The sequence below is a fragment of the Enterobacter sp. V87_3 genome (assembly GCF_029967835.1).
Taxonomy (GTDB): Bacteria; Pseudomonadota; Gammaproteobacteria; order Enterobacterales; family Enterobacteriaceae; genus Enterobacter; species Enterobacter cancerogenus.
Genome location: NZ_JASCAM010000024.1, coordinates 308,385 through 330,677 on the forward strand (window position 1 = coordinate 308,385; position 22,293 = coordinate 330,677).

Genomic DNA, 22,293 nt, shown 5'->3' on the forward strand with positions numbered 1-22,293 from the left:
CGACCCCTGCGGACTTTTTTTATCATTGAGCGAAACCTTCAGGGGTTAGCGTGCGAACTATTATTCATAAAGCCCCCTTTTTCCCTGATGGAGTCGACCATGAATCGTTTGAAAACCTTGTCTGCCGCTGCTGTACTGAGCCTTTCCCTCTTCGCAGTAAACGCCCATGCCGCCCTTGAGGCAGGTGCCAACGCGCCGGACTTCAGCCTTCAGGGTGCACTGGGCGGTAAACCCTTGACCTTCTCCCTTCAGCAGGCGCTGAAGAAAGGCCCGGTGGTGCTCTACTTCTTCCCGGCGGCCTTCACCAAGGGCTGTACGCTTGAAGCGCACGCCTTTGCCGAAGCCACCGATGACTTCAAAAAACTGGGGGCGACCGTGGTGGGTGTCACCGCCGGTAACGTTGACCAGGTGGATGAGTTCTCGAAGCTGGAGTGTCGGGATAAATTTGCCGTCGCGGCTGACCCCGGCGCGAAAGTGGCGGCTGAGTACCAGACCCTGATGCAGATGAACGGCAAAACGGTTTCTGACCGCACCTCGTTTGTTATCGCTCCGGACGGCAAAATTCTGCTGAGCTATACCGACCGCAACCCAGACGAGCACATTCAAAAAACGATGGATGCCGTGAAGAAATACGCGAAGTCGCACTCGTAACCTGAATAACGGGGTCCGCTATGTTGACTGCCATTCTGGCCGCCCTGTTGGGCGGCATTATCCTCAATTTTATGCCCTGCGTATTCCCCGTGATTTCGCTGAAGGCGCTGGGCATGTTGCGCCATCAGGGCGACATCAAAAGCGCCCGCACCGAGGGGCTGGGATTTTTGCTTGGGGTCGTACTCACTATGCTGGCGCTGGCGGGGGTATTACTGGCACTGCGCGCCGGCGGCACCGCCGTTGGCTGGGGATTTCAGCTTCAGTCTCCGCTGGTTATCGCCGTATTATCGCTGGTGATTTTGGGGGCCGCCCTGAACCTGCTGGGCGTGTTTGAGGTGGGGCTATCGCTGCAGCGCGCGGGGGAAATTTCCATGGGCCGCGGGGCGTTTACGCGTTCGGCGCTAACCGGTGCGCTGGCTATTGTGGTCGCCACCCCGTGTTCTGCGCCGTTTATGGCAGGTGCGGTAGGCTATGCCCTGGTACAACCTCCGGCGGTATCGCTGGCTATTTTCCTGGCGCTGGCGATAGGCTTTGCCGCCCCCTTTACCTTGATTTCACTGTTCCCGTCGATTGCCAGACGCCTGCCGCGGCCCGGCGCGTGGATGGATCTGCTCAAGCGCGGGCTGGCATTCCCGATGCTGGGTGCCTTCGCCTGGCTGGTCTGGGTGCTGACGCAGCAGGCAGGTACCACCGCCCTGGCCGCCATGCTCGCCAGTGCGGTGGTGGTGAGTTTTGCGGCGTGGCTGTACGGCATGGCCCAGCGCAGACGCTATATCGGCCAGTCGTATAAAGCGCTGCTGGCGGTGACGGTGGTGTTGTTCATCGCCGCGATCGGCCCGCTGCCCGGCGTAATCCATACGCAGCCTTCGCAGCCCGACGTGCAAAGCGTTACTCACACCGAGCCGGTGAAGTGGTCGCCGCAGACGGTGGCGCAACTGCGCGGGCAGGGCAAAGCGATCTTTGTCAATTTTACGGCATCGTGGTGCATCACCTGCCAGGTTAACGATCGCACGTCGCTGTCGACGGAGACGGTTAAACAGGCGCTTTCACGCACCGGCGCCGTTTATATGGTGGCGGACTCAACGAAGTTTAATGCGGATATTGACGATGCAATGAGCGCGTTCGGCCAGGGCGGTCTTCCGCTGTATGTGGTTTATCCCGCGGACGGCAGCGCGCCTGAGGTGCTTCCCCAGGTCCTGACACCGTCGATTGTGGTTAAGGCTCTGGATCAGGCCGCCGGGAAAAAAGCGTGAGGTCATAATGATGGCGCAATATGGATAACGGCTTTGCACCGCGAGACGCATGGCCCGCCCTGATGGCACGCGCGCAGGCGGGCGATCGTCACGCGTATACCCAGCTGTTGCGGGCGATTGTGCCCGTCATCCGCACGCGCGTTCGCAAGCACATTTTCGATGATGTGCTGGTCGACGATGTTATCCAGGATGTCCTCCTGACCGTGCATCGGGTGCGCCATACCTACGATCCTGCCTACCCCTTTCTGCCGTGGCTGATGGCGATAACGCAGGCGCGCGCCGTTGACGCGTTACGCAAGCGGGGTCGCCACTGGCAGCGTGAAACGCGCGAAGAGGATGCACAGGAAAGCCCGGGTGAAGATCTGCCCGAGCACACAGATAAAGAGGAACGCCTGGCGCGGATACTCGACCAACTCCCGCTGCGCCAGCGGCAAATTGTCGAGCATGTCCATCTTCAGGAGATGAGCCTTGCCGAGGCGGCGACACAGAACAATTTGAGCATTGCGGCAGTGAAATCGTTATTACATAGAGCCCTTACCAACCTTCGCCGTATGGGAGCGAAACATGGTCGATCATGATGTTTTCATAAAACAGCTGAGTCAGGATGCCGGGCCGATACGCCGCACGCTGGCGAACCCCTGGCGCGTTGTCGGCTGGCTGCTGATGGCGCTGCCGTGCGGCTGGTTGAGCAGCCTGGCGTTTCCGCGAGACGGCACGGACTGGAGCCATCCGGGCGCGCTGATTGCGGTTTTTCAGCTGGCGGTGGCGTTTGTGATGGGGACGCTCGCCATTCGCAACGCGTTTTTGCTCAGCATCCCCGGTCGTTCCCCCCTGAACTGGAAATGGTTTATTCCGCTGGCCGCGCTGTGGCTGGGCGGGGTAATGATGAGTTTGCGGCTCGCGCCCGCGCAGGCGCACCATGCTGATGAGGTGAACTGCTACGTCTACATGATGGCGGTCGGCGCGCCCATGGTGGTCATTGTTATTGGCTATTTGCGGCGTACAGGGGCGCTGTATCCGCTGCGCACGCTGGCGGCGGCGGGGGCTGGCGTGGCCTGCATGGCGTTAACGCTGCTGTCGCTCTGCCATCCTGTTGAAGTTCATCCCCTGGATTTTCTGCTGCATGTGGCCGCGGGGATAACGATTATTCTGGGGACGATACTGCTGGGATGGCGGTGGGTGAGGGTTCTTTAAAGAGGGGTACCCGGAATCGATGATTCCTGCACATGTGTTCCATACTGTTGCGGTACAGAGTTCCCCTCTGCGCCCCGGGCGGAGGCAGAGGGGAGTGCGGGTTACTCCACGTTCATTGCGGTTTCCGCTGGAATAAAGCTGTTGATAATACGGACGTAATGCTTACGCTGTGCTTCGGTAAAGTCGTTATAAGCAGCCAGCGTAAAGACCAGCAGTTTGCGCGACTCGGGATTGTGTTTAGGATGATGGGGCAGCGTCACAATAGACGAGACCTGCCGGACCCAGGCACCATCCTCCAGGAATTTATTGGCCGTTTGCAGCACCTGCAGTTTGGCTGGGCCAATTTCATGGCGTAAGTTTTTGCCTTCCACCTCAAATCCAGGCACATAAAGCTTCATTTTTTCCCACTGCTTCTCACAGAAATCGTCCACCGTTTGATCTTTTTCCAGCGTGGTGCGATTTATCAGTATGTTGTACGGGTTATTGTCCTCATCCATATACCGCAGAATATTAATGGACTGATCTTCCTGCGGCGTGAGCGTCATGAAAGTGCCTTCATTAATAGGATAAGTCATGGGTGTTTTATTCATGTAAGTCCTTTTCATCCTTAATGGTTTGTCGGGATAAGGGAATAATCTCAACGCGGCGGTTTTGCGCCCGTCCGTCTTTGGTGTCGTTATTGGCGACCGGTCGGGTGTCGCCAGCGCCTTCGGTAATGAACTGTTCGGCAGGCAGTCCTGTATGCGCGACCAGCCACTCTTTAATGACCTGCGCACGTTCTGCGGAGAGCGCAAGGTTGGTCGCGGCAGAGCCGGTACTGTCGGAATGGCCAACAATCAGGAACATTTTTTCTGGCGAGCGGCGAATTGCCGGCACGACAGCAAGCAGGGTTTTTTCGCTATCGGGCATGAGAGTGCTACTGCCGTTTGCAAACAGCGGCACGGTATCTGCCAGGGAGAAGAGCGAGGCATCGTTGTCTGCGGCAAGGTTTTCCGGGAACGGAGAAAATTGCCTTATCTGCTCGCGTATTTCGCCGATGTTATGCCGGGCATAGTAGTAAATGCCGCCAGCCAGACAGGCGAACAGTAACAGCAGCACGATAATGACGGGCAGCAAAGCGCGACGGCGCCGCGCGGGCGCAACGAGAGGCGCAGGCGCAGGCCAGACGGTCTTGGGTTCCGGTAGCGGCGGCAAAGGCAACGGCGGTAAGGGCGGCATGGCGATGGTGGCGGAAAGTGCAGGCAGAATGCCGTATCGTTCCTCCAGCCATTGCGACCAGGCGCCGTGACGCGTAAATCCCTGACCATAATCAGCCAGCATAACGCCAGCCAGATCGAGCGGGGTATTTTTAAACAAGGTCTGCATAACGTTCATCAGCCGGCTTTCCGCAAGCCAGGCGATAAAGGTTCTGCCGAGCGTATAACGCTGTATGGCGTAAAGATCCTGGCCGTCATCGCGGGCGTTAAGCTTCTCCACCAGGTCGTGGAAACACGACTCCAGGGTCAACTCACCGTGCGGCGGTGGCGTCAGTGAGCTGGTCCAGATCGCCCGGTCAGGGTCGTGCGAATGGCGTTGCTGACTCAGACGGGTATAAAACGCCGGGATACAGGGCAACCGACTGTTAAGCCGTATCGAGGTAAAGACGTACTGCCAGGACATCAGCTGCTCTGTCAGCAGGGCGCTGTTTTCCACGCCATCGACGAGCACGGGAAACAGCGCCACTGTCGCCATGGGCGGGTGCGTCTCTTGCGCATGCGCGAGCCGACTGGCGAGCGTGGTTGAATGTTCAGCGACCATCCAGACGATGTGTCCGTTGTCGCTGGTCGACAGATTGGCATGGTGAAACCATTTTCGGGCGAAGGGGCCGGTAATCAGCACCATCAGCCGGGGAGAAGCCGCTGGCGTATCTGCGTAGCCTGTTTCCGGCTCAGGGGCCGCTTCCGCGCGCATCAGCCAGGTGCGGGGCGCGCAGGTAGCGCGCAGCGATGTCAACGCGTCGGTTTGCCCTTCGACCTGTTCCACCAGGGTAAGCAACTTTCGGGCATAGCGGAACATCAGGTTGCTGTCGGAACGAAGCAGGGCAGCCAGCAGCGACGTCATATCGTCATCGGCCTGGCTTTGGGTGTAGCCATAGAAGTAATGCATCAACGAGTAACGCTCCCAGGCGAGCGCGTTATCTTTCTGATTTATCATCAGACGTTTGTCGAAATAGCCGCATAACAACTGGCACAGCGCCTCGCTCTCTTCGGCAGCCTGGTTCTCTTCCTGCAACGCTTTATTGAACTGCTCAATGAGTGAAATCAGCCTGAGCTGAAAATCCGCCGCTGAAGGAATGATGCCGTCGAAGGATATCAGGGTATCAATGCCGATCAGGCGGCAGAAAAAATGTTCACTTTTCACCATGTTTTCTCCGTAACGGTGCCCCAGCCAGAGGTTATTGACCACGGACATATCCGCACGACAGAAGGCTGCGCGGCGTTGGCGGTTTTAAATTCGAGCGAGAGTGTGAGGTTGTCATCCGGGGAGGCGGTATGCAGCGCCTGCAGTTCCCGGGCGTCGAGCGTGCGTTTATAGAGCAGCATGTTTTGCGGGTTATAAACGCCAAGGTGCAGGGTTTCCGCCTCTTTGTCGTCAGCGCGCCAGACGGCGGGCTCCAGCGTGAGGTTTTTTTTGTACCAGACGTACTGGCGGGCAAGCCACTGCGCGTGATCATCGGGAGGTGTCGGGAAAAAGTTGATCTTCTCCGCGCTCATGACTTCCGGCAGCACGGTGCCCCTTTGCAGGCAGATCCCGGTCTGATATTCAAACGCGCGCAGAGAACGTGCCGATCCCGTGGTGTAAGGCGCCAGGCTTGCGGCGTCTTCTGACTCCAGCCCCAGCACAGTCCGGACGCGTTTTTTCGAGACGTTGTCTCTTTCCCACCAGGCTTTATCCACCGCGCCCTGCGCTTTGGCCTCGTTTGAGTGATCGCCCCAGACTTTGTTGTGCTCTTTACGCTGATAGTAATGCCAGAGCAGCGGCTTATGCGGATGATAAATATCATAACCGTGGGTGAAGGCGCGCACCGCCATAGCGATCTCTTCGCCAGCGAAAAATATCTGCGGATCGTTAGGCACGGTGCTGACGAAATCACCACGGGTGAAGATAAATCCCCCTGCGAGATAGCTCCCCCGCACCGGTTCGGTTGCCGTAAAAGGGGTGGAGCTAAGCATAGGAATACCCTGCGGATTAAACTCGCGAAATATCAGGCGGCTGACATAGCGCTTTTTGCTGGCCTCTTCATCTTCGCCGGGGCTATAGGGCGGCGGATAGGAGGAGAGAATGGGGCGCGCGCTTTTCTGCTCTACCTGGCGCAGCATGGCGATCATTTCGTCATCCCAGCCGGGAATAAAGCGGCAGTGGGAATCGATTTGCAGAAAATAGGCTTCCTGTTCAAACAGCGTTTCCGCCATGCTACGCGCCCAGCAGGCACCCTGGCTGGCAAAATAATGCACGCTGATAATATCAATCCTGGCCTGACGGTAACGAAAGGCAAATACCTCCTGACCCGCAACGATGCGGCGGCCTTCCGGGGTCATGCCCTGTTGTTCAAACAGCGACAGGTTTTCGTCGTCCTGCCAGCAAACAGAAAGATGCAGATTCTCCGGGTGAGCGGCATGGCGCAGCATATCCTGTAGCGTTGGAATGAGTTCCGGGTCGCGATAGCTGGCGATGCTGATAAAAATTGTCGCTGGGGTGTCCATTTTTCCCAATCCATTTAAAAGCTGATTACTGAATATCAAAAATGACTTCCGCCTGGGCGTTAAAGGTCCCGCCTGCGGGGGCGATTTTACTGCTGGCGAACAGCGTGGCGTTCCAGGCGAATTCGGCGGGGCCCTGGCTGGTAATACTGGTTTTTTGTTCTGACGTACTGCCGTCCAGCTTCATCGCCTTGCCTGCGCCATCGGTGATTTTTATGCCCAGCCGATCCAGGTTGCCGCCCGCGTCCTTAACGCGGATGTACGAGCCGTCCGAGGAGGGGGTATCGGTCATCATTGAGGCGATAGCGGAATAGGTGCCGTAGTCGCTTTTGCAGGTAATGTTGAAATCCAGCTTGCGGGTCACGCCGGCGCTGAGCAAAGACGGGGTCACTTCGTTGAAATCAATCGTTTTTGCGCTGTCGACATCGCAGGTGGGGGTACTGATAACTTTGATATCGCCAATGGCGAGCTTCATGACATACGAAGCCGGATTGGCCGTCATCAGGTAGTTATAGGCAATATCTCCGGCGGGCAGAACGGTATCGCCGTTCGGATCGCTCAGGCGCAAATTGTTCGCGGTTTTAAAAAACTGGATGCGGTAAAACGAGGCGGCTACGTAATCAAACGTGCCGACCTGCGCGCCCCCGGGAAAGGTCAACTGACTGGTCGACGGGAAGTTGCCGAATGCGCTGCCGTTACTCCACAGCAGCTTAATGCCAATGCCCGGTATATTGGTCGGATAGATGCGGGTTGATGAGTCCTGTCCCGTCAGGTTGAGCACCCGCTTCCCGTACTCGGTACCGACATTGCAGTTGTCATAGCCAATATCCTGGCCTGCCAGATTGCTGTCGAACTGGGCGATAGGGGTAGAGGTGTCCGCAGGCGCATTCGCGTTAATCCGAATGACTTGCGAAGGAATGGAAACCGCAGTCGGTGCGCCGCGCGCCAGCGTACAAACGGCGGAAGCGGCGGGCGTCAAAGCAAGAGCACAAAGCGTAATGGCGATCCTTAACATCGTTTATTCCTTCTCGTGATTCAGCATGGCGACTATCTCAGGGGGATACATTTTTAAGAGGTCGGCAAAGCTTTTGCCGATGCTCTCTTCTGCGTACTTCAACACCTGAACAAGCGGGCTACTGGGTTCGGTCATCGCAAACCAGCTGCGGACTTCCTGTAAGCGGTGCAGCGCATCGGCGCGGCTGTCGATACCCCGGCGCGCCTCCGCGACGGCAGGCGGCGCGGCGAGGGGAAGGTCTACCGCCGCGGGCGCCACGCCGACGGGACGCTCCGCGATCTCCTGCACCTGCGGCGTTTCATCCTCCACGATGGGGGGCGAAACAGCCGGGGCAGGTGTTACCCCGCTGAAATCGTTAGCAAAAAAGACCAGCAGATTACCGAGTACGGCAAATTCAGGCGCATCGTGCCCGAGCGTGTCGGCAAGCATGCTTTTTATCTCCATCAGGAAACCGTACGCCTGGGTAAGCGGGAAGAGGCTGTCACGGGCGTTAAGCTGCCATTCATGAATAATGGCGGCCATGGCCGTATCCGACAGCGCACCCTCTTCACGGGGAACCTGATGCGCTTTTTCAAACTCTTTGATGGTGATTTGCAGGCCGGAGGCTTTCGGCAGCGGCTGATTACGCAGGTCGGCGAGCAGGCCGTTGGCATCCTCCAGCTCGGCGAAGGCGTTAGCGCGCAGCATCGGCGCGAACTCCCCTTCATCAAGCAGCTGCGGATGCAGGTCGTCCGGCCAGGCGCACAGTAGGGCGTGCAGCGCTTCCAGCCCTTCCGCCAGGGCGGCGAGGCCGACTTTACGTAGCCGACAGCGCATCAGAATAATAATCAGCCGGACATCTTTGCTTTTTTGCAGCAAGGTCTGACATTCGCGCTCGGTTTCGGCCCAGTTAATCGGCTCCGCCGCTTCAAAAAAGTTGCCGTATTCCACGTCCAGCTTGGGCTGGAGCCGGGACTGCAACAGGATGAACGCGGGATCGTAATCAAGCGTCTCGCCGCAGGCGTCGCTGCCCGCGATGGGTGACATCAGGGGCTGGTAATAATCGGAACAGGTCAGATGGTATGTTTGATTCATCGCATGTATCTTTTTGGCTGTGGGTAGAAGCGTTAACTAGCGGTGATACATTTCCGGTTCGAAGCTCATGCCGAAAACCGGGTCATCACAAGAATGACGTTCCAGCCAGCAGGCGTAACCCAGCTGGTGGGAGCCATCAAGCCGGGCCTGCGGCACCTGATCGGCAGCCAGCACCAGTTGCACATCCCAGGCATATTCAAAACCGATGAAACTGCGCACCAGTTCACGCAGCACCGACATATCGCTGCCCCACGGGCTGAACAGCATGTACTGGTCAAGGGTCAGCGGCCCCATGAGCAGCTTGAATTTATGTTGTCTGTCGAGCACGGTGTTGCCGAGGATCGCCCCGTCACCCAGCAGCCCGGCACAGTGGCTGTCGCCGAGCGCAGTTTGATCGTTGCGCTCCAGGTAAATCCATTGCAGCTCAAACTCTTCCATGCGCACCGGCACGCCAAAGTAGTAGTGCATCGCCCCCAGCAGGCCGTCCGGGTTACGGGCTTCACGAATGAGGTGGGCGGAAGAGGCCAGCCGGGTGTGGACAGGCAGCGGGTCGGGAGGGAGTTCCGCCGGGTCGAGGCCGATCAGGCTGCCGACGTAAAACGAAAAACGTTCGTCGTCCTGCCGGTCCAGCGAGGCGGTGTCCTGCGATAAATACCACGCGCGATAAAACAGGCTAAGCGCGCGGTGGTGAAAGATATCGACAAAATCAATCAGCGTGTGGTCGTGCTGCTCGTAGCGGGAGTAAGCCAGTTCGGAAAGGTGCAGCGGCATCGCGCCCTGTGCGCCCCAGATCCCCAGGCCAAAAAGCTGCAGTTTGATTTTGTCATCCTGCTGGCTGATGGCGGCGATTTCACGCGGCGCAAAGGCCATGGTGGCCACTTGCCCCAGCCGAAAACGCTCCTGCGAGGGCAGCAGGGCTTTGCCAGGCGCCGGCAGTTCAGGCGTGCGGGCAGCAATCGCGCGCATCGTGCTGATAAAACCCGCTTCCCAGGGTTTGTCGTCATCAAACCAGGCGTCGACGGATTTCATAATGCGCCTCGTCTGCCGGGACGCGCCTTCCAGCGTGCGATCAAGCCGCGCTGCATGGAGTGCAGCTCGGTTTCGGTAAAGATATTGATCGCTGCGTGCCGCGCCAGGTAGTTTTCCATCACCAGGCCAAAGAGGTACGGGCTGATGCCGGAGAAACCCTCTTCATCGACGGTTAAACTGCAACGTACGCCGCGCCCGTAAACCAGTAGCCCCTCTTCTGACAGGCGACGCACCACCGGCTCGGTTTTACACCCGACCAGGCTGTTAATCTGGGTCAGGGTTTCCGTATCGGCAGAGTTGGTAAACAGGCGCAGCATGTTACGCAGCGACTCGCCGCCCCGGGCGTGTTCCATCTCGGAGAGAGGCAGATAGTTAAAGCTAAGCTGACGGATAAGTCGCCATGCCGCCTCGCCGACGGCGAATGGCGAACGCGGGGCGCTGGGTGAGCTGACGAAACGGGCGCCGTGAATCGGAACGGAGTCCGACATGGTTAGCTCAAGGTTGCCGGTACTGGTCAGCAAGCGGGGCAGATCGCGGTTGGTCACCATGGCATCAACCAGCAGATAGCGAATATGTTCGCTGTAGGGCGCTTCCTGTTGATCAACCAGGGAAATAAAAATCTCCGTGCCGCTGTAAGGCGTGCGGGTGTCATATTTGCGATGGCTCGCCTCTTTCACCCTGACTTCCCGTCTGATTGAGAAATACCGGCCAAAATTCCCGGTGTCGCTGTGTCGGGTCTGGTACAGCGGATTAAAGGTGAGCTCCTCGCTGGTTTCCGCCTGCAAGCCAAAGACTTTATCGACGGAAAAGACTTCGTAGTCCATAGGACGGCTGCGGTCCGGCACAATGTGGAAATTATTCAGCGCACGGTTAACTTCAATACGGTCCACGCGTTTGGGAAAGAGGTTAATGACCGCGGTGCAGTGCAGTAAAAAGCGCGAAGCGTCCAGATGTGGCACCAGATCCTGCGGTAAGGTGTTTAGCAGAATAATGATTTCTACTTCGTTGGTATTATTCCCTTCCAGCGCAGCGGCCAGTTTGGCAATCGAGAAAAAATAAAATCGCTCGCGGCAGGCAATATATTCCTGTATCAGTGTGTGCCCGTGGAACATATTCCATTGTAAGGGCAACAGGCTCTGGTCGGGTGCCAGGCCTTCAAATTTTAATGCGTCGTTGACAATGACGTGATGCTGCGTTTTTTCACCGTCTCCGCTACGGACTACCACCGCCACATGTCTGCCGTGGAGCAATTCAAAGGTATGGGATACAACGCGTTCATCGCCCTGAATATAAATGGGCAACTCATCCAGTCCGTTCAAATCTGAAAAGACTAAATCACCCTGTAAACGCAGTTTAATGCGTAGCGCGCCTTTCAACTGCTGGTGGTTAAGACGATGGATATCCAGGTTAGGAATATCCGGCGGTACGGAGGTTAACCGCACTTCTGCAATATCCAGTGGCCACAGCGTGACGTCCTGGTTATTTCTGAACTCGCATCGGGTCATTTCACCGGGCAGTAACCGGCTGTAAAACGTGCTTTTTTTGGGGATGACGTAGCCGTGCGTTAAATCGCCTTCTTTTAGATTCGGCTGTAGCTGAACGACCCCCATCGACGGCGTTGGCGAATTGTAGTTTGGATAGATGATATCCAGTAATCGTTGGGTGAATTTAGGAAATTCCGCATCGAGTTTTACCTGCGTTCGGGCAGATAAAAAACAGAATGCCTCAATCAGACGCTCCACGTAGGGATCGGCAGTTTCTATCCCCTGCATCCCCAGTCGTCCGGCGATTTTCGGGTGCCGCTCAGCAAATTCACGCGCCATTTCTCTGACAAACGTCAGTTCCTGGTTATAGTAATCTAGAAAGTTGTGTTCCACATTGCATCCCGTCAATTTCGCGACTTTCTTTTATATCGCCCGGATTCTAGAATTAAATGCGTACTTGGTGATCACACTTTTTATCGTCTTCAGCGAAATTAGGAATCGCCTTTGAGCTATTTTCTTAAATCCCACTCGCTATTCTGATTAAGGGTTTTTCTTATTACCAACTGTGTTTAGTATTAATCCGAAGTAGCCAGTTGTTGCCTCTGTGAATACTCCAGTGCAGGCAGGTAAAAAACTGTTCCACTACAGGAGTAGTGGCCGAAAACGACGTCAAATTAAAATGGGATGAGTTTTGTTGTGGCGATTACGAGAAAAAACCTATTCGGAAAACTAAATGTAAGCCTGTTTAAAAGCGTGGAGAGTGCCACTACGCTGTGTAAATTACGCGGTAATCCTTACGTTGAATTGATCCACTGGTTAAATCAGATTTATCAGCAGCAGGATAGCGATATACGTCATATTGTACGGCATTTTGAACTTGATGCTGAAATGCTCGAACGTGATTTTGCTCAGGCATTAACGCGCCTGCCGGCGGGTGCCAGCTCTATTTCCGATTTTTCATATCATATTGAACTGGCCATCGAGCGGGCCTGGATATTTGCCAGCCTGGAGTGTCAAAACACCAGTATTCGTAGCGGCCATTTGCTGATGGCGCTGTTGACCACCATGGAATTACGCCGCGCGCTTTTCGGGATTTCATCCGTATTTGAAAAAATTCCGCTGGAGCAGTTGAGCAAAGATCTTGGCTACATTATTCGCGACTCTGCGGAAGAGAGCGAAGCGGGTGGGGCAATGGTTTCCGCCGAAGCGGGCGTACCGGGTGAAGCCAGCAACGCTATGGGCAGTGCGCAGAGCGGCGGACTGGCACAATATTCGACCGATCTGACCGCGCTGGCGCGTGAAGGCAAAATTGATCCGGTGCTGGGGCGGGATAAAGAGATCAACACCATGATCGATATTCTGCTGCGTCGTCGACAGAATAACCCGCTGCTCACCGGGGAAGCAGGGGTAGGGAAAACGGCCGTCGTGGAAGGACTGGCGCTGGCATTAGCCGCCGGAGAAGTCCCGCCCGCGCTGCAAAAGGTTCGCCTGCTGACGCTGGATGTGACCGCGCTTTCCGCCGGAGCCAGCATGAAGGGCGAATTTGAGGCGCGTTTAAAAGCGGTGCTGGAAGACGCCGCCAAATCAGTCGATCCGGTGATTCTGTTCATTGATGAGGTGCATACGCTGGTCGGCGCGGGCGGCAATGCCGGCACCGGAGACGCCGCTAACCTGATGAAGCCGATGCTGGCCCGCGGGCAGCTGCGCACCATCGGCGCGACAACCTGGAGCGAGTTTAAGCGCCACATCGAAAAAGATCCGGCGCTGACGCGACGCTTCCAGGTGCTACAGGTAGACGAACCCTCTGAAGATCTGGCTATCGCCATGCTGCGCGGCCTGCTGCCGGTACTGGAAAAACACCACGGCGTCTGGGTAATGGATGAGGCGATCCGCGCCGCCGTGCGTTTATCTCATCGTTATATTCCGGCCCGACAGTTGCCCGATAAAGCGATCAGTCTGCTGGATACGGCCTGCGCCAGGGTTGCCGTGGCGCAGCACGCGCCGCCAACCGAGCTACAGCTGTTGAAGTTCCGTCAGCAGTCGGCGAAGGCTGAACTGTCCATGCTCGAAAAAGCGATTGGCTTTGGCAAAGAGGACGATACACGTCTTCAGCCGATCCAGCGCACCATCGACGACCATGCTGAAGAAGCGACGGTGCTGGAACGGCGCTGGACGCAGGAGTGCGAACTGGTGGCGGCCATTATCGATACCCGTCAGCAACTGCTTGCCGCCACGGTGGAAGATCCGCAGATGCCGGAAGCGGAAAAAATCAGTTACCTGCAGTCTCGTTTGAATGAGCTTGAAGAGACGCTGAGCAAGATCCGCGGCGAAAAGGCGCTGGTGCAGACGGAAGTGAACGCCAGCATCGTGGCGGCGATCGTGGCGGACTGGACCGGCATCCCGGTAGGCCAGGTATTGAAAGACGATGTCAGCGCCGTCATGGAGCTGCCGCAGCGTCTGGCGGAAAAAGTCATTGGTCAGACGTATGCGTTAACCTGCCTGAGCCAGAGTATTCAGACCGCACGCGCCGGGCTTGCCGATCCGCAAAAACCTTTTGGTGTGTTCATGCTGGTTGGCCCTTCCGGGGTCGGGAAAACGGAAACCGCGCTGGCGATTGCCGACCAGCTGTATGGCGGCAAGCAGAATCTGATCACCATTAATATGAGTGAATATCAGGAAGCGCATACGGTTTCATCGCTGAAAGGATCGCCGCCGGGTTATGTGGGGTATGGCGAAGGCGGCGTATTAACCGAAGCGGTACGCCGTAAACCTTATAGCGTTATTTTGCTGGATGAAGTGGAAAAAGCGCACTCCGATGTGCATGAGCTGTTTTTCCAGGTATTTGATAAAGGGTCGATGGAAGACGGTGAAGGGCGGCAGATTGATTTTCGCAATACCGTTATTTTGCTGACCAGTAATGCGGGCAGCGACATTATTAGCAGCGCCTGCGCTGACCCGCAAACCATGCCTGATGAAGAAGGTTTGTTGAAATTATTGCAGCCCGCATTGCTGAAGGTCTTCCCGGCAGCGTTTTTAGGCCGCGTGACCGTTATACCTTATTTACCGCTGGCGACGGATTCACTCCAGCATATTGTCAGAATTCATTTGAACCGTATCGCTGAGCGAGCGAAAGCGCAGCATGACATGGCGCTTACCTTTAGCGACGAACTGGTTCAGCACGTTGTTGAACAGTGTCCGGTTGCTGAAACCGGTGCCAGGATGCTGATCCGCTTTATTGAGAAAAATATTTTACCAAAGATTGGCAGTGCTCTTTTAAACCAGGTCGACAAATCGGCAAAAAATAAAACAATAGCCATGCAGTGTATTTTATCTGAAGAAAAGGAAATTGATGTTGTGATGCAAGTGGAGGAAAAGCTAAACATTTAATCTACAGGAAGTATGTAAAAACCCAAAAGCGATCTTTGGGTCGCGAAGTTTTAATTTGAATAACGCTAATATAGGGAATTTGTTATGTCTACTTTCAAAATGACATTATGCGCGCTGGCAATGGCGACAGTATCCACTTCTGCGCTGGCTGCCACGCAGGGTACCGTAACGTTTAACGGTGAACTTATTACCAGCACCTGCGAAATTGCCGCGGACTCTGTTGACCGTCAGGTACAACTGCCGACGGTAGCGATTCAGACCCTGGCCAAGTCAGGCGACACTGCTGGTTCTAAAGGCTTTGACCTGAATGTTGAAAATTGCCCTACCGGTATTACTCAGGTAGCCGCGCACTTTGAAGCGGTCGGCAGCTCTGGCGTTGACAGCGCAACCGGCAACCTGACCAACCAGTTCACGGCAGATGCAAACAACCCTGCGGCCGGGAACGTACAGGTACGTCTGTATAACTCCGACGAAAATCAGCTGAAACTGGGTGAAACCGGCGCGCCTGCTACCGTAACTAACGGTTCAGCAACCATGCGTTACTACGGTGGTTACTACGCAACGGGCGCGACCTCTGTCGGTAAGGTTTACGCGCAGGCGGCTTATACCATCGCGTATCCGTAAGTTTTTTCCGTCAGGATTAAATCCGGGGCGAGCAATCGCCCCTGTTACGCCATTTTATCAGATAGACCGTATTACCTGCGGGGCAGTACTATGAAATTTCAACGTGCAATATTATTAAATGCTTTTCTCTTTTTCTCTCTGGCAACCCAGGTTGCCGTTGCCGGGATGACCATATCCGGTACGCGGGTGATTTTTCCCGGTTCTGAAAAAGAGCAGACGGTGAGAACGAATAATAAAAATAATACACCGACACTGGTTCAGGTCTGGGTTGATGATGGCAATAAAAATACTGACATTAATAATATTAAGGTGCCATTTACCGCCACGCCGCCCGTTTATCGCGTAGAGCCAGGTAAAGGGCAGAGTGTACGTCTTATTTATAATGGTATGCCGTTACCGCAGGATCGGGAGTCGGTGTTCTGGTTTAATATGCTGGAAATTCCGCCGATGAATGAAAAGGCGAAAGACACCGATCGTCTGGAACTGGCATTCAGAACCCGTATTAAAATATTTTATCGCCCGACCGCGTTAAAAAGTAGCAGTGCCAATGAATTTGAAAAACTGCGTTGGGAAATCATCAGCCCGACCCGGGGTATTAAAGTGAGCAATCCAACGCCTTACTATTTTTCATTTGATTCGGCAATCGCCTATTCAGGGGACACCCAATATCCCCTGGCGACGGATATGATCCCGCCGTTTGGCAGTAAAGAATTTGTCCTGGCGAATAAAAATAAAGTGCCGGCAACGATCGGCAGCGTTGAAGCCCGCCTGATTAACGATTACGGCGGCGTTGTTAAATATCAGTTGGCTCATTCAACAGGTAACACCCTGTCAATAAAGAAACAATAAAACGCTGAGAGCCGCGTAGCGGGGGAGACAAGGACGTGAAGCCGAAAGAGATAAAAAAACATACACGCCGCGCAATCCGTGAGTCGAAAATCGCGGCGGCGATACGCCATATCCTTATTGCTTCTTTAGGAGCCAGCGTTTCCGTGTTGGCGCATGCCAGCACCGGGGATCTGGCAACCAGCGGTAAAAACGACGTGGTGAAGTTTAACAGCTCGTTTATTCACGGCCTTAGCGTTGATGTCTCTCGTTTTTACGAGGGTAACCCGGCGCCAGCGGGGGAGTATGCGGTACAGGTCGCGGTCAATGGTCAGAGCCGGGGGCAGCGTAAGGTGCTGTTTAAACCCGTTAAAGGCAATGTTAGCGCTCAGCCCTGCTTCACCTATGACGAACTGACCCATCTGGGCATTAAGGTCGCGGCGAAACCCGAGGCGACAGACAGCGAGCAATGCGCCATGGTGGATGAGTGGGTGGACGGCGCGCACGCGAATTATTTGTCCGGCGATTTCTACCTCGACCTGGTCGTTCCACAGGCTTACATGGTGCAGTTCCCGCGGGGTTATACCGATCCTGCCTCGTGGGATCCCGGCGTGCTGGCGGGGGTGCTGGACTATAACGCCAACGCCTATGCGCAGCAGAACGTCAATCAGTCCGGCGGGGAAAACGATCGATCCGCCAGCGGCAACCTGGGATTGATGATGGGGCTGAACGTCTATGACTGGCGATTTCGCAAGCGGCTGAACACCAACTGGAGCGATACGGGCTCAACGCATACTCACTCCATCATGACGTATCTGCAGCGCGACGTTCCGGTGCTCAGAAGTCAGCTGACGCTGGGCGATAGCGCGACCAGCGGCGATCTGTTCGACAGCATGACGGTGCGAGGGATCCAGCTTCAGTCTGACGACCGTATGCTGCCGGAAGGCTTACGTTATTACACCCCGATGGTACGCGGTATCGCGGAAACCAACGCCAAAGTACAGGTGACGCAGCGGGGCCAGACGCTATACGAGACAACCGTGCCCCCGGGTCCGTTTGAACTGAGCGACATTGGCGCAATGGGATATGGCGGTGACTTGCAGGTGACGGTGACGGAGGCAGATGGCCGTCAGCGGACGCAGGTGGTGCCCTTTTCCGCGCCGCCGATGTTGCTGCACGCTGGCGTTGACCGTTTTGGCGTGACGGTAGGTAAGTTGCAGGACGATGCGCTTGCCGAAGAACCCGGGGTTGCCCAGGGCTTTTACCAGTATGGTATTGGCAATATGTACACCCTGTACGGCGGCGGCCAGTTGGCCGATCACTACGCCGCGGTAGGGCTGGGAAACGCGTTTAATACCCCTCTTGGGGGCATATCGCTGGATGCGACCCGCGCGCGCAGCGAACTCGGCGGCGGCAAGGTCTCCTCCGGCAACAGTTTTAATATTGGTTTTAGTAAGTTCCTGGATGCCACGTCAACAGACGTCACGCTGGCGGCTTACCGATACTCATCAACGGGGTTTTACAGCCTCCGCGATGCGGCGCTTGAGCGCTATGGCTCCAGAAGTAATGACTATCTGGTGGATTATCGCACCCGGCAGCGCTTTACCCTGAGTATCGGTCAGCCGTTATGGAACGGCAGCAGGATAAATTTTTCCGGTAATTTTTATAACTACTGGGACGATCGTCCGTCGACCAGCCAGTACATGGTTTCGTATAACAAATCCGAGCGTTATTTCTCGTGGTCGGTGTCGGCTTCCCGGTCGTATAACAGCGACGGACACAACGTGAATAATGTGATGCTGTCCGTCAGCGTGCCGCTGGGACGCAGCGTCACAGAAAAACCGCTGTTCAGCACGGTCTACTCTACCGCCATGCATGACAATAACGGTGGCAGCGGTTTCCAGATGAACGCCATCGGCAGTCAGGGCGTGCAAAACGACCTGAGCTACGGGGTGGGTACCTCAATGAATAAAGCCCGGGATACGTCCACGCAGGCGGCGTTCAATGGCAACGTGAATTACAACTCGCCGGTAGGGCAGTTGGGCGCGACCGCGTCGGTGGGGAATAAGACGCGTCAGCTCTCGCTGTCGGCAAACGGCAGCGTGGTGGCGCACAGCGGCGGCGTTACGCTGGGGCCGCGACTGGGCGATGCGCCGTTTGCGTTGATTGACGCGCCGGGGGCAGAAGGGGCAAGGATGCTGAACGGCTATGGTTCTCGCATCGACTCCCGCGGCTTTGCGATTGTGCCGTCGCTCACCCCCTATCGTGAAAACACCATTGCGGTGAACACCGTGGGGCTGCCTGATAACGTGGATGTGCTGGAAAGCGAAAGTACGGTGATTCCGCGTATGGGCGCTGCGGTGAAAGTGAATATTAAAACCCAGGTGGGGGCGCCTGCGATATTAATTGTCCGGGATCGGAACGGACAGCCTTTACCTATCGGCGCGGATATTTTTGACCAGCTGGATAACAGTCTGGGCATTATTGGACAGGGCGGTATGGCGTTTATTCGCGGCTGGCAGGCCGAGAACAGCAATTTATATGTGAAAAACGCGTCTGGCGATCGCCTGTGTACGATTTATTCCAATAGCGATATCGCTAACAAAATAAATAAATCGGCCGGTTCGATTACCCAGGTGGAGGTGGTATGTCATTAATAAAAAACGCGCTCTTTCTGGCTCTGTTGGGCACTCCGGTAGCCTGCGTTTATGCAGTGAATTACTCAATGGATGTTTATTTTACGGGCACCTATACCGACGAAACCTGTGTCGTAGAGATTAATAATGGCAGCAATAATGAAGTCGTTACATTGCCTAAAATCTCGGTGATGTCGCTGCAGTCCAACGGCAGTGAAGCGGGCAGCGTACCGTTTAATATCACCTTAAAAGAGTGCCCGGCCAGCAGGACCGTAACGGTGTTTTTCAACAGCAGCGCCTCCGGCGCGGATACCGCGACGGGAAACCTGGTTAACGGTACCGGAACTGATATGAGCAAAAATGTTCAGATCAGATTACGTAAAGAAGACAGTTCGCAGGTCATTATTGATGATGCGACATCCGGGCAGGATTACCTTATTTCTGCCACGGCGGACCCATTAAGTCATCGATTTTTAGCGAGCTATTATGCGAAGGGTGACTCAGCGGCTACTGCCGGCAAAGTGCAGACGGTAGCAGGAGTCGAGCTTGTTTATAAATAACAGGGAGTGGAATCAGCGAATTATCTGAACGTTAACTATCAGACCAGTCATGATTTATACATAAACGGTGATTAAAGAGTATATATCCATATGAGCAAGAGTAACTCACAAAAATTTATCGCACGTAACCGTGCGCCGCGCGTACAAATTGAGTACGACGTGGAAATCTATGGCAGCGAAAAGAAAATTGAACTGCCGTTCGTTATGGGCGTACTGGCGGATTTATCCGGTAAACCGCTGGAGCCGCTGCCGCCTGTGGCAGACCGTAAATTCCTGAGTATCGATATCGATAACTTTGACGAGCGTATGAAAGCCATGCGTCCGCGTGTGGCGTTCGCGGTGCCGAACACCCTGACGGGCGAAGGGCAGCTGATGGTCGATATGACCTTCGAAAGCATGGACGATTTTTCTCCGGATGCGATTGCCCGCAAAGTTGACTCGCTATCTCAGCTTCTTGAAGCCCGTACGCAGCTCGCCAATCTGCAGACCTATATGGACGGTAAAGCAGGCGCGGAAAGTCTGGTGATGAAGGTGCTGAATGACAAGTCGCTGTTGAACACCCTGGCATCGGCGCCAAAACCTAAACAGGCTGATGAAGCCGCGTCCTGAATGTGAATCAGAGAGATAAAAATGGCAACTCAAGCACAAAACCATAAGCAGGCCGCGCCGCAGGCCGCAACGCAAAATGATTTTACTGCGTTACTGACCCGTGAATTTAAGCCGAAGTCCGAGCAGGCGAAATCGGCAGTCGAAATGGCGGTGAAAACCCTGGCGGAACAGGCGCTCTCTACCTCGATCACCATGGCTGATGATGCGTACAAAAACATCGCGGCGATTATCGCGGAGATTGACCTTAAGCTTTCACAGCAGATTAACCTGATCCTTCATCATGAAGAGTTCCAGCGTCTTGAAAGCGCCTGGCGTGGCCTGCACTACCTGGTGAACAACACCGAAACCGATGAGAAGCTCAAGCTGCGCTTTATGGACATTTCCAAAGATGACCTGCGTCGCAACATGAAGCGCTACAAAGGGATCGCATGGGATCAAAGCCCGCTGTTTAAGCAGATCTACGAAGAAGAGTACGGTCAGCTTGGTGGCGAACCTTACGGCTGCCTGGTGGCGGATTACCATTTCGACCACAGCGCGCCGGATGTGGATCTGCTCTCCTCCATCGGCAAGGTGGCGGCGTCTGCTCACATGCCGTTTATTACCGGCGCGTCGCCATCGGTGATGCAGATGGACTCCTGGCAGGAACTGGCTAACCCGCGTGATCTGACGAAAATCTTTACCCAGAACCTGGAGTATGCCGCGTGGAACTCCCTGCGTCAGTCTGAGGATTCTCGTTATATCGGTCTGGCGATGCCGCGCTTCCTTGCTCGTCTGCCTTACGGTATCAACACCAACCCGGTGGATAACTTCAATTTTGAAGAAGATACCGACGGCGCGAATCACAGCAAATACGTCTGGGCTAACGCCGCGTATGCGATGGCGGTGAACATCAACCGTTCGTTCAAACACTACGGCTGGTGCACCATGATTCGCGGCGTAGAGAGCGGTGGCGTGGTGGAAGATCTGCCGTGCCATACCTTCCCGACCGACGATGGCGGCGTGGATATGAAATGCCCGACGGAAATTGCGATTTCCGACCGTCGCGAGGCGGAGCTGGCGAAGAATGGCTTTATTCCCCTGGTACACCGTAAAAATACCGATTACGCGGCGTTTATTGGCGCGCAGTCATTGCAGAAACCGGCGGAATATTACGATCCAGATGCCACGGCCAACGCCAATCTTTCTGCGCGTCTGCCGTACCTGTTCGCCTGTTCACGTTTCGCACATTACCTGAAGTGCATCGTGCGCGACAAAATCGGTTCGTTCAAAGAGCGTGAAGATATGCAACGCTGGCTGAACAACTGGGTCATGAACTATGTCGATGGCGACCCGGCGAACTCGTCGCAGGAAACCAAAGCGCGTCGTCCGCTGGCGGCAGCTGAAGTGGTGGTAGAAGATGTGGAAGGTAACCCGGGTTATTACCAGGCGAAATTCTTCCTGCGTCCTCATTTCCAGCTGGAAGGTCTGACCGTTTCTTTACGTATGGTCGCTAAATTACCATCACTGAAAGACGTGGCGTAATTCAGGCAATAAATTAATAAGAATAATCACTTTATTATTCTTAAAAGATGCGGTTGCGCAGGGATCCTTGCGCACTGTGAAAGACAAAAATATTTTGTCTTCATTTCGTTCGTTACTCATTAAGTAACGTTGTTAATAAGAGCTAATTAAGGAAATCATATGGCTCAGGATATGTTTATTAAAATTGATGGCATCGAAGGCGAATCTCTTGATGCTACCCATAAAAATGAAATCGAAGTGCTGTCCTGGCATTGGGCTAGTGCACAGAGTTCGAATATGCACAGCGGCTCCGGCGGCGGCGCAGGTAAAGCAACAGTTGAAGATTTTTGCTTTGAGCACTATGTCGATAAGGCCAGTACTAACCTGCTGAGCTACTGCCTGTCCGGTAAGCATATTAAAGACATTCAGTTTGTGGTTCGTAAAGCTGGCGGCGATCCGCTGGAATATCTGACCATCAAATTCTCTGATGTCATTATTACTCGCGTAGAAACGGCGGGTTCCCACGAAGACGAAACGCGTCCACGTGAACGCGTGACGTTCGCCTTCACCAAACTGACTCAGGACTACGTCATGCAGAACGCCGACGGCGCGAAGTCTGGCGTAATTTCTACCAGTTATGACGTAAAAGCTAACCTGCGCAGCTAATTAACGCCGGTTCGCTGACAGAGTTTTGCCGCTACGGCGGCAAAAC

19 protein-coding genes are annotated in these 22,293 nt (G+C 55.0%); 12 read left to right on the forward strand and 7 right to left on the reverse strand.

Annotation, left to right across the window (positions count from 1 at the left end; all coding sequences use genetic code 11):
• Nucleotides 1-99 precede the first annotated feature (99 nt).
• From QLG21_RS14085 to QLG21_RS14100, 4 genes are read left to right on the forward strand one after another with little or no spacing between them, the layout of a single operon-like run.
• Nucleotides 100-651 (forward strand): peroxiredoxin, encoded by a 552-nt coding sequence (locus QLG21_RS14085; protein ID WP_171007419.1) that lies wholly within the window; start codon nt 100-102, stop codon nt 649-651.
• A 20-nt stretch (nt 652-671) separates the two neighbouring features.
• Nucleotides 672-1,904 carry a thioredoxin family protein gene (locus QLG21_RS14090; RefSeq protein ID WP_282484637.1) on the forward strand — a complete coding sequence of 411 codons (1,233 nt, stop codon included), beginning with the start codon at nt 672-674 and terminating at the stop codon, nt 1,902-1,904.
• Nucleotides 1,905-1,924: 20 nt separating this feature from the next.
• Nucleotides 1,925-2,482, forward strand: a complete 558-nt coding sequence (locus tag QLG21_RS14095) for a sigma-70 family RNA polymerase sigma factor (RefSeq protein ID WP_102890201.1) — start codon at nt 1,925-1,927, stop codon at nt 2,480-2,482.
• Nucleotides 2,469-3,098 (forward strand): NrsF family protein, encoded by a 630-nt coding sequence (locus tag QLG21_RS14100; protein WP_153689403.1) that lies wholly within the window; start codon nt 2,469-2,471, stop codon nt 3,096-3,098. The genes QLG21_RS14095 and QLG21_RS14100 overlap by 14 nt, the downstream gene beginning before the upstream one ends.
• A 101-nt stretch (nt 3,099-3,199) precedes the next feature.
• Here the strand turns inward: QLG21_RS14100 and QLG21_RS14105 are convergent, their stop codons facing one another.
• The 7 genes from QLG21_RS14105 to tssF are packed head-to-tail and all read right to left on the reverse strand — an operon-like array spanning nt 3,200 to nt 11,833.
• On the reverse strand, nt 3,200-3,688 hold the full coding sequence (locus QLG21_RS14105) for a DcrB-related protein (RefSeq protein WP_137903625.1): 489 nt from the start codon (nt 3,686-3,688) through the stop codon (nt 3,200-3,202).
• Entirely contained in the window at nt 3,681-5,501 is a 1,821-nt protein-coding gene (locus QLG21_RS14110; RefSeq protein ID WP_006178512.1) for an OmpA family protein, read from the reverse strand. The genes QLG21_RS14105 and QLG21_RS14110 overlap by 8 nt, the downstream gene beginning before the upstream one ends.
• Nucleotides 5,495-6,841, reverse strand: coding sequence for a GlcNAc-transferase family protein (locus QLG21_RS14115; protein WP_006178511.1), 1,347 nt, complete (start codon nt 6,839-6,841; stop codon nt 5,495-5,497). Before QLG21_RS14115 ends, QLG21_RS14110 begins: the two co-directional genes overlap by 7 nt.
• A 25-nt stretch (nt 6,842-6,866) precedes the next feature.
• Complete coding sequence (locus tag QLG21_RS14120; protein WP_282484638.1) at nt 6,867-7,853, reverse strand: fimbrial protein; 987 nt, start codon at nt 7,851-7,853, stop codon at nt 6,867-6,869.
• A gap of 3 nt (nt 7,854-7,856) precedes the next feature.
• On the reverse strand, nt 7,857-8,927 hold the full coding sequence (locus QLG21_RS14125) for a type VI secretion system ImpA family N-terminal domain-containing protein (protein ID WP_088208543.1): 1,071 nt from the start codon (nt 8,925-8,927) through the stop codon (nt 7,857-7,859).
• Nucleotides 8,928-8,963: 36 nt separating this feature from the next.
• Nucleotides 8,964-9,956 (reverse strand): type VI secretion system baseplate subunit TssG, encoded by a 993-nt coding sequence (tssG, locus tag QLG21_RS14130; RefSeq protein ID WP_137903622.1) that lies wholly within the window; start codon nt 9,954-9,956, stop codon nt 8,964-8,966.
• Nucleotides 9,953-11,833, reverse strand: coding sequence for a type VI secretion system baseplate subunit TssF (gene tssF / locus QLG21_RS14135; protein WP_282484639.1), 1,881 nt, complete (start codon nt 11,831-11,833; stop codon nt 9,953-9,955). Before tssF ends, tssG begins: the two co-directional genes overlap by 4 nt.
• Before the next feature lie 303 nt (nt 11,834-12,136).
• Between tssF and tssH the strand changes: the two genes are divergently transcribed.
• From tssH to QLG21_RS14175, 8 genes are all read left to right on the forward strand, one after another.
• Nucleotides 12,137-14,827 (forward strand): type VI secretion system ATPase TssH, encoded by a 2,691-nt coding sequence (gene tssH / locus QLG21_RS14140; protein WP_058610792.1) that lies wholly within the window; start codon nt 12,137-12,139, stop codon nt 14,825-14,827.
• A gap of 84 nt (nt 14,828-14,911) precedes the next feature.
• Entirely contained in the window at nt 14,912-15,451 is a 540-nt protein-coding gene (locus QLG21_RS14145; protein WP_006178504.1) for a fimbrial protein, read from the forward strand.
• 90 nt (nt 15,452-15,541) lie between these two features.
• A complete protein-coding gene (locus tag QLG21_RS14150) occupies nt 15,542-16,300 on the forward strand; it encodes a fimbria/pilus periplasmic chaperone (RefSeq protein ID WP_137903620.1) in 759 nt (252 codons plus the stop codon).
• Nucleotides 16,301-16,335: 35 nt separating this feature from the next.
• Nucleotides 16,336-18,933, forward strand: coding sequence for a fimbria/pilus outer membrane usher protein (locus QLG21_RS14155; RefSeq protein WP_282484640.1), 2,598 nt, complete (start codon nt 16,336-16,338; stop codon nt 18,931-18,933).
• Nucleotides 18,924-19,472 carry a fimbrial protein gene (locus QLG21_RS14160; RefSeq protein WP_137903618.1) on the forward strand — a complete coding sequence of 183 codons (549 nt, stop codon included), beginning with the start codon at nt 18,924-18,926 and terminating at the stop codon, nt 19,470-19,472. Before QLG21_RS14155 ends, QLG21_RS14160 begins: the two co-directional genes overlap by 10 nt.
• 90 nt (nt 19,473-19,562) lie before the next feature.
• Nucleotides 19,563-20,081: a type VI secretion system contractile sheath small subunit gene (gene tssB, locus QLG21_RS14165; protein ID WP_006178500.1), complete on the forward strand. Its 519-nt coding sequence runs from the start codon at nt 19,563-19,565 to the stop codon at nt 20,079-20,081.
• 21 nt (nt 20,082-20,102) lie between these two features.
• Nucleotides 20,103-21,602: a type VI secretion system contractile sheath large subunit gene (tssC, locus tag QLG21_RS14170; RefSeq protein ID WP_006178498.1), complete on the forward strand. Its 1,500-nt coding sequence runs from the start codon at nt 20,103-20,105 to the stop codon at nt 21,600-21,602.
• Between the two features lie 159 nt (nt 21,603-21,761).
• Entirely contained in the window at nt 21,762-22,247 is a 486-nt protein-coding gene (locus QLG21_RS14175; protein ID WP_137903616.1) for an Hcp family type VI secretion system effector, read from the forward strand.
• Nucleotides 22,248-22,293: the final 46 nt, after the last annotated feature.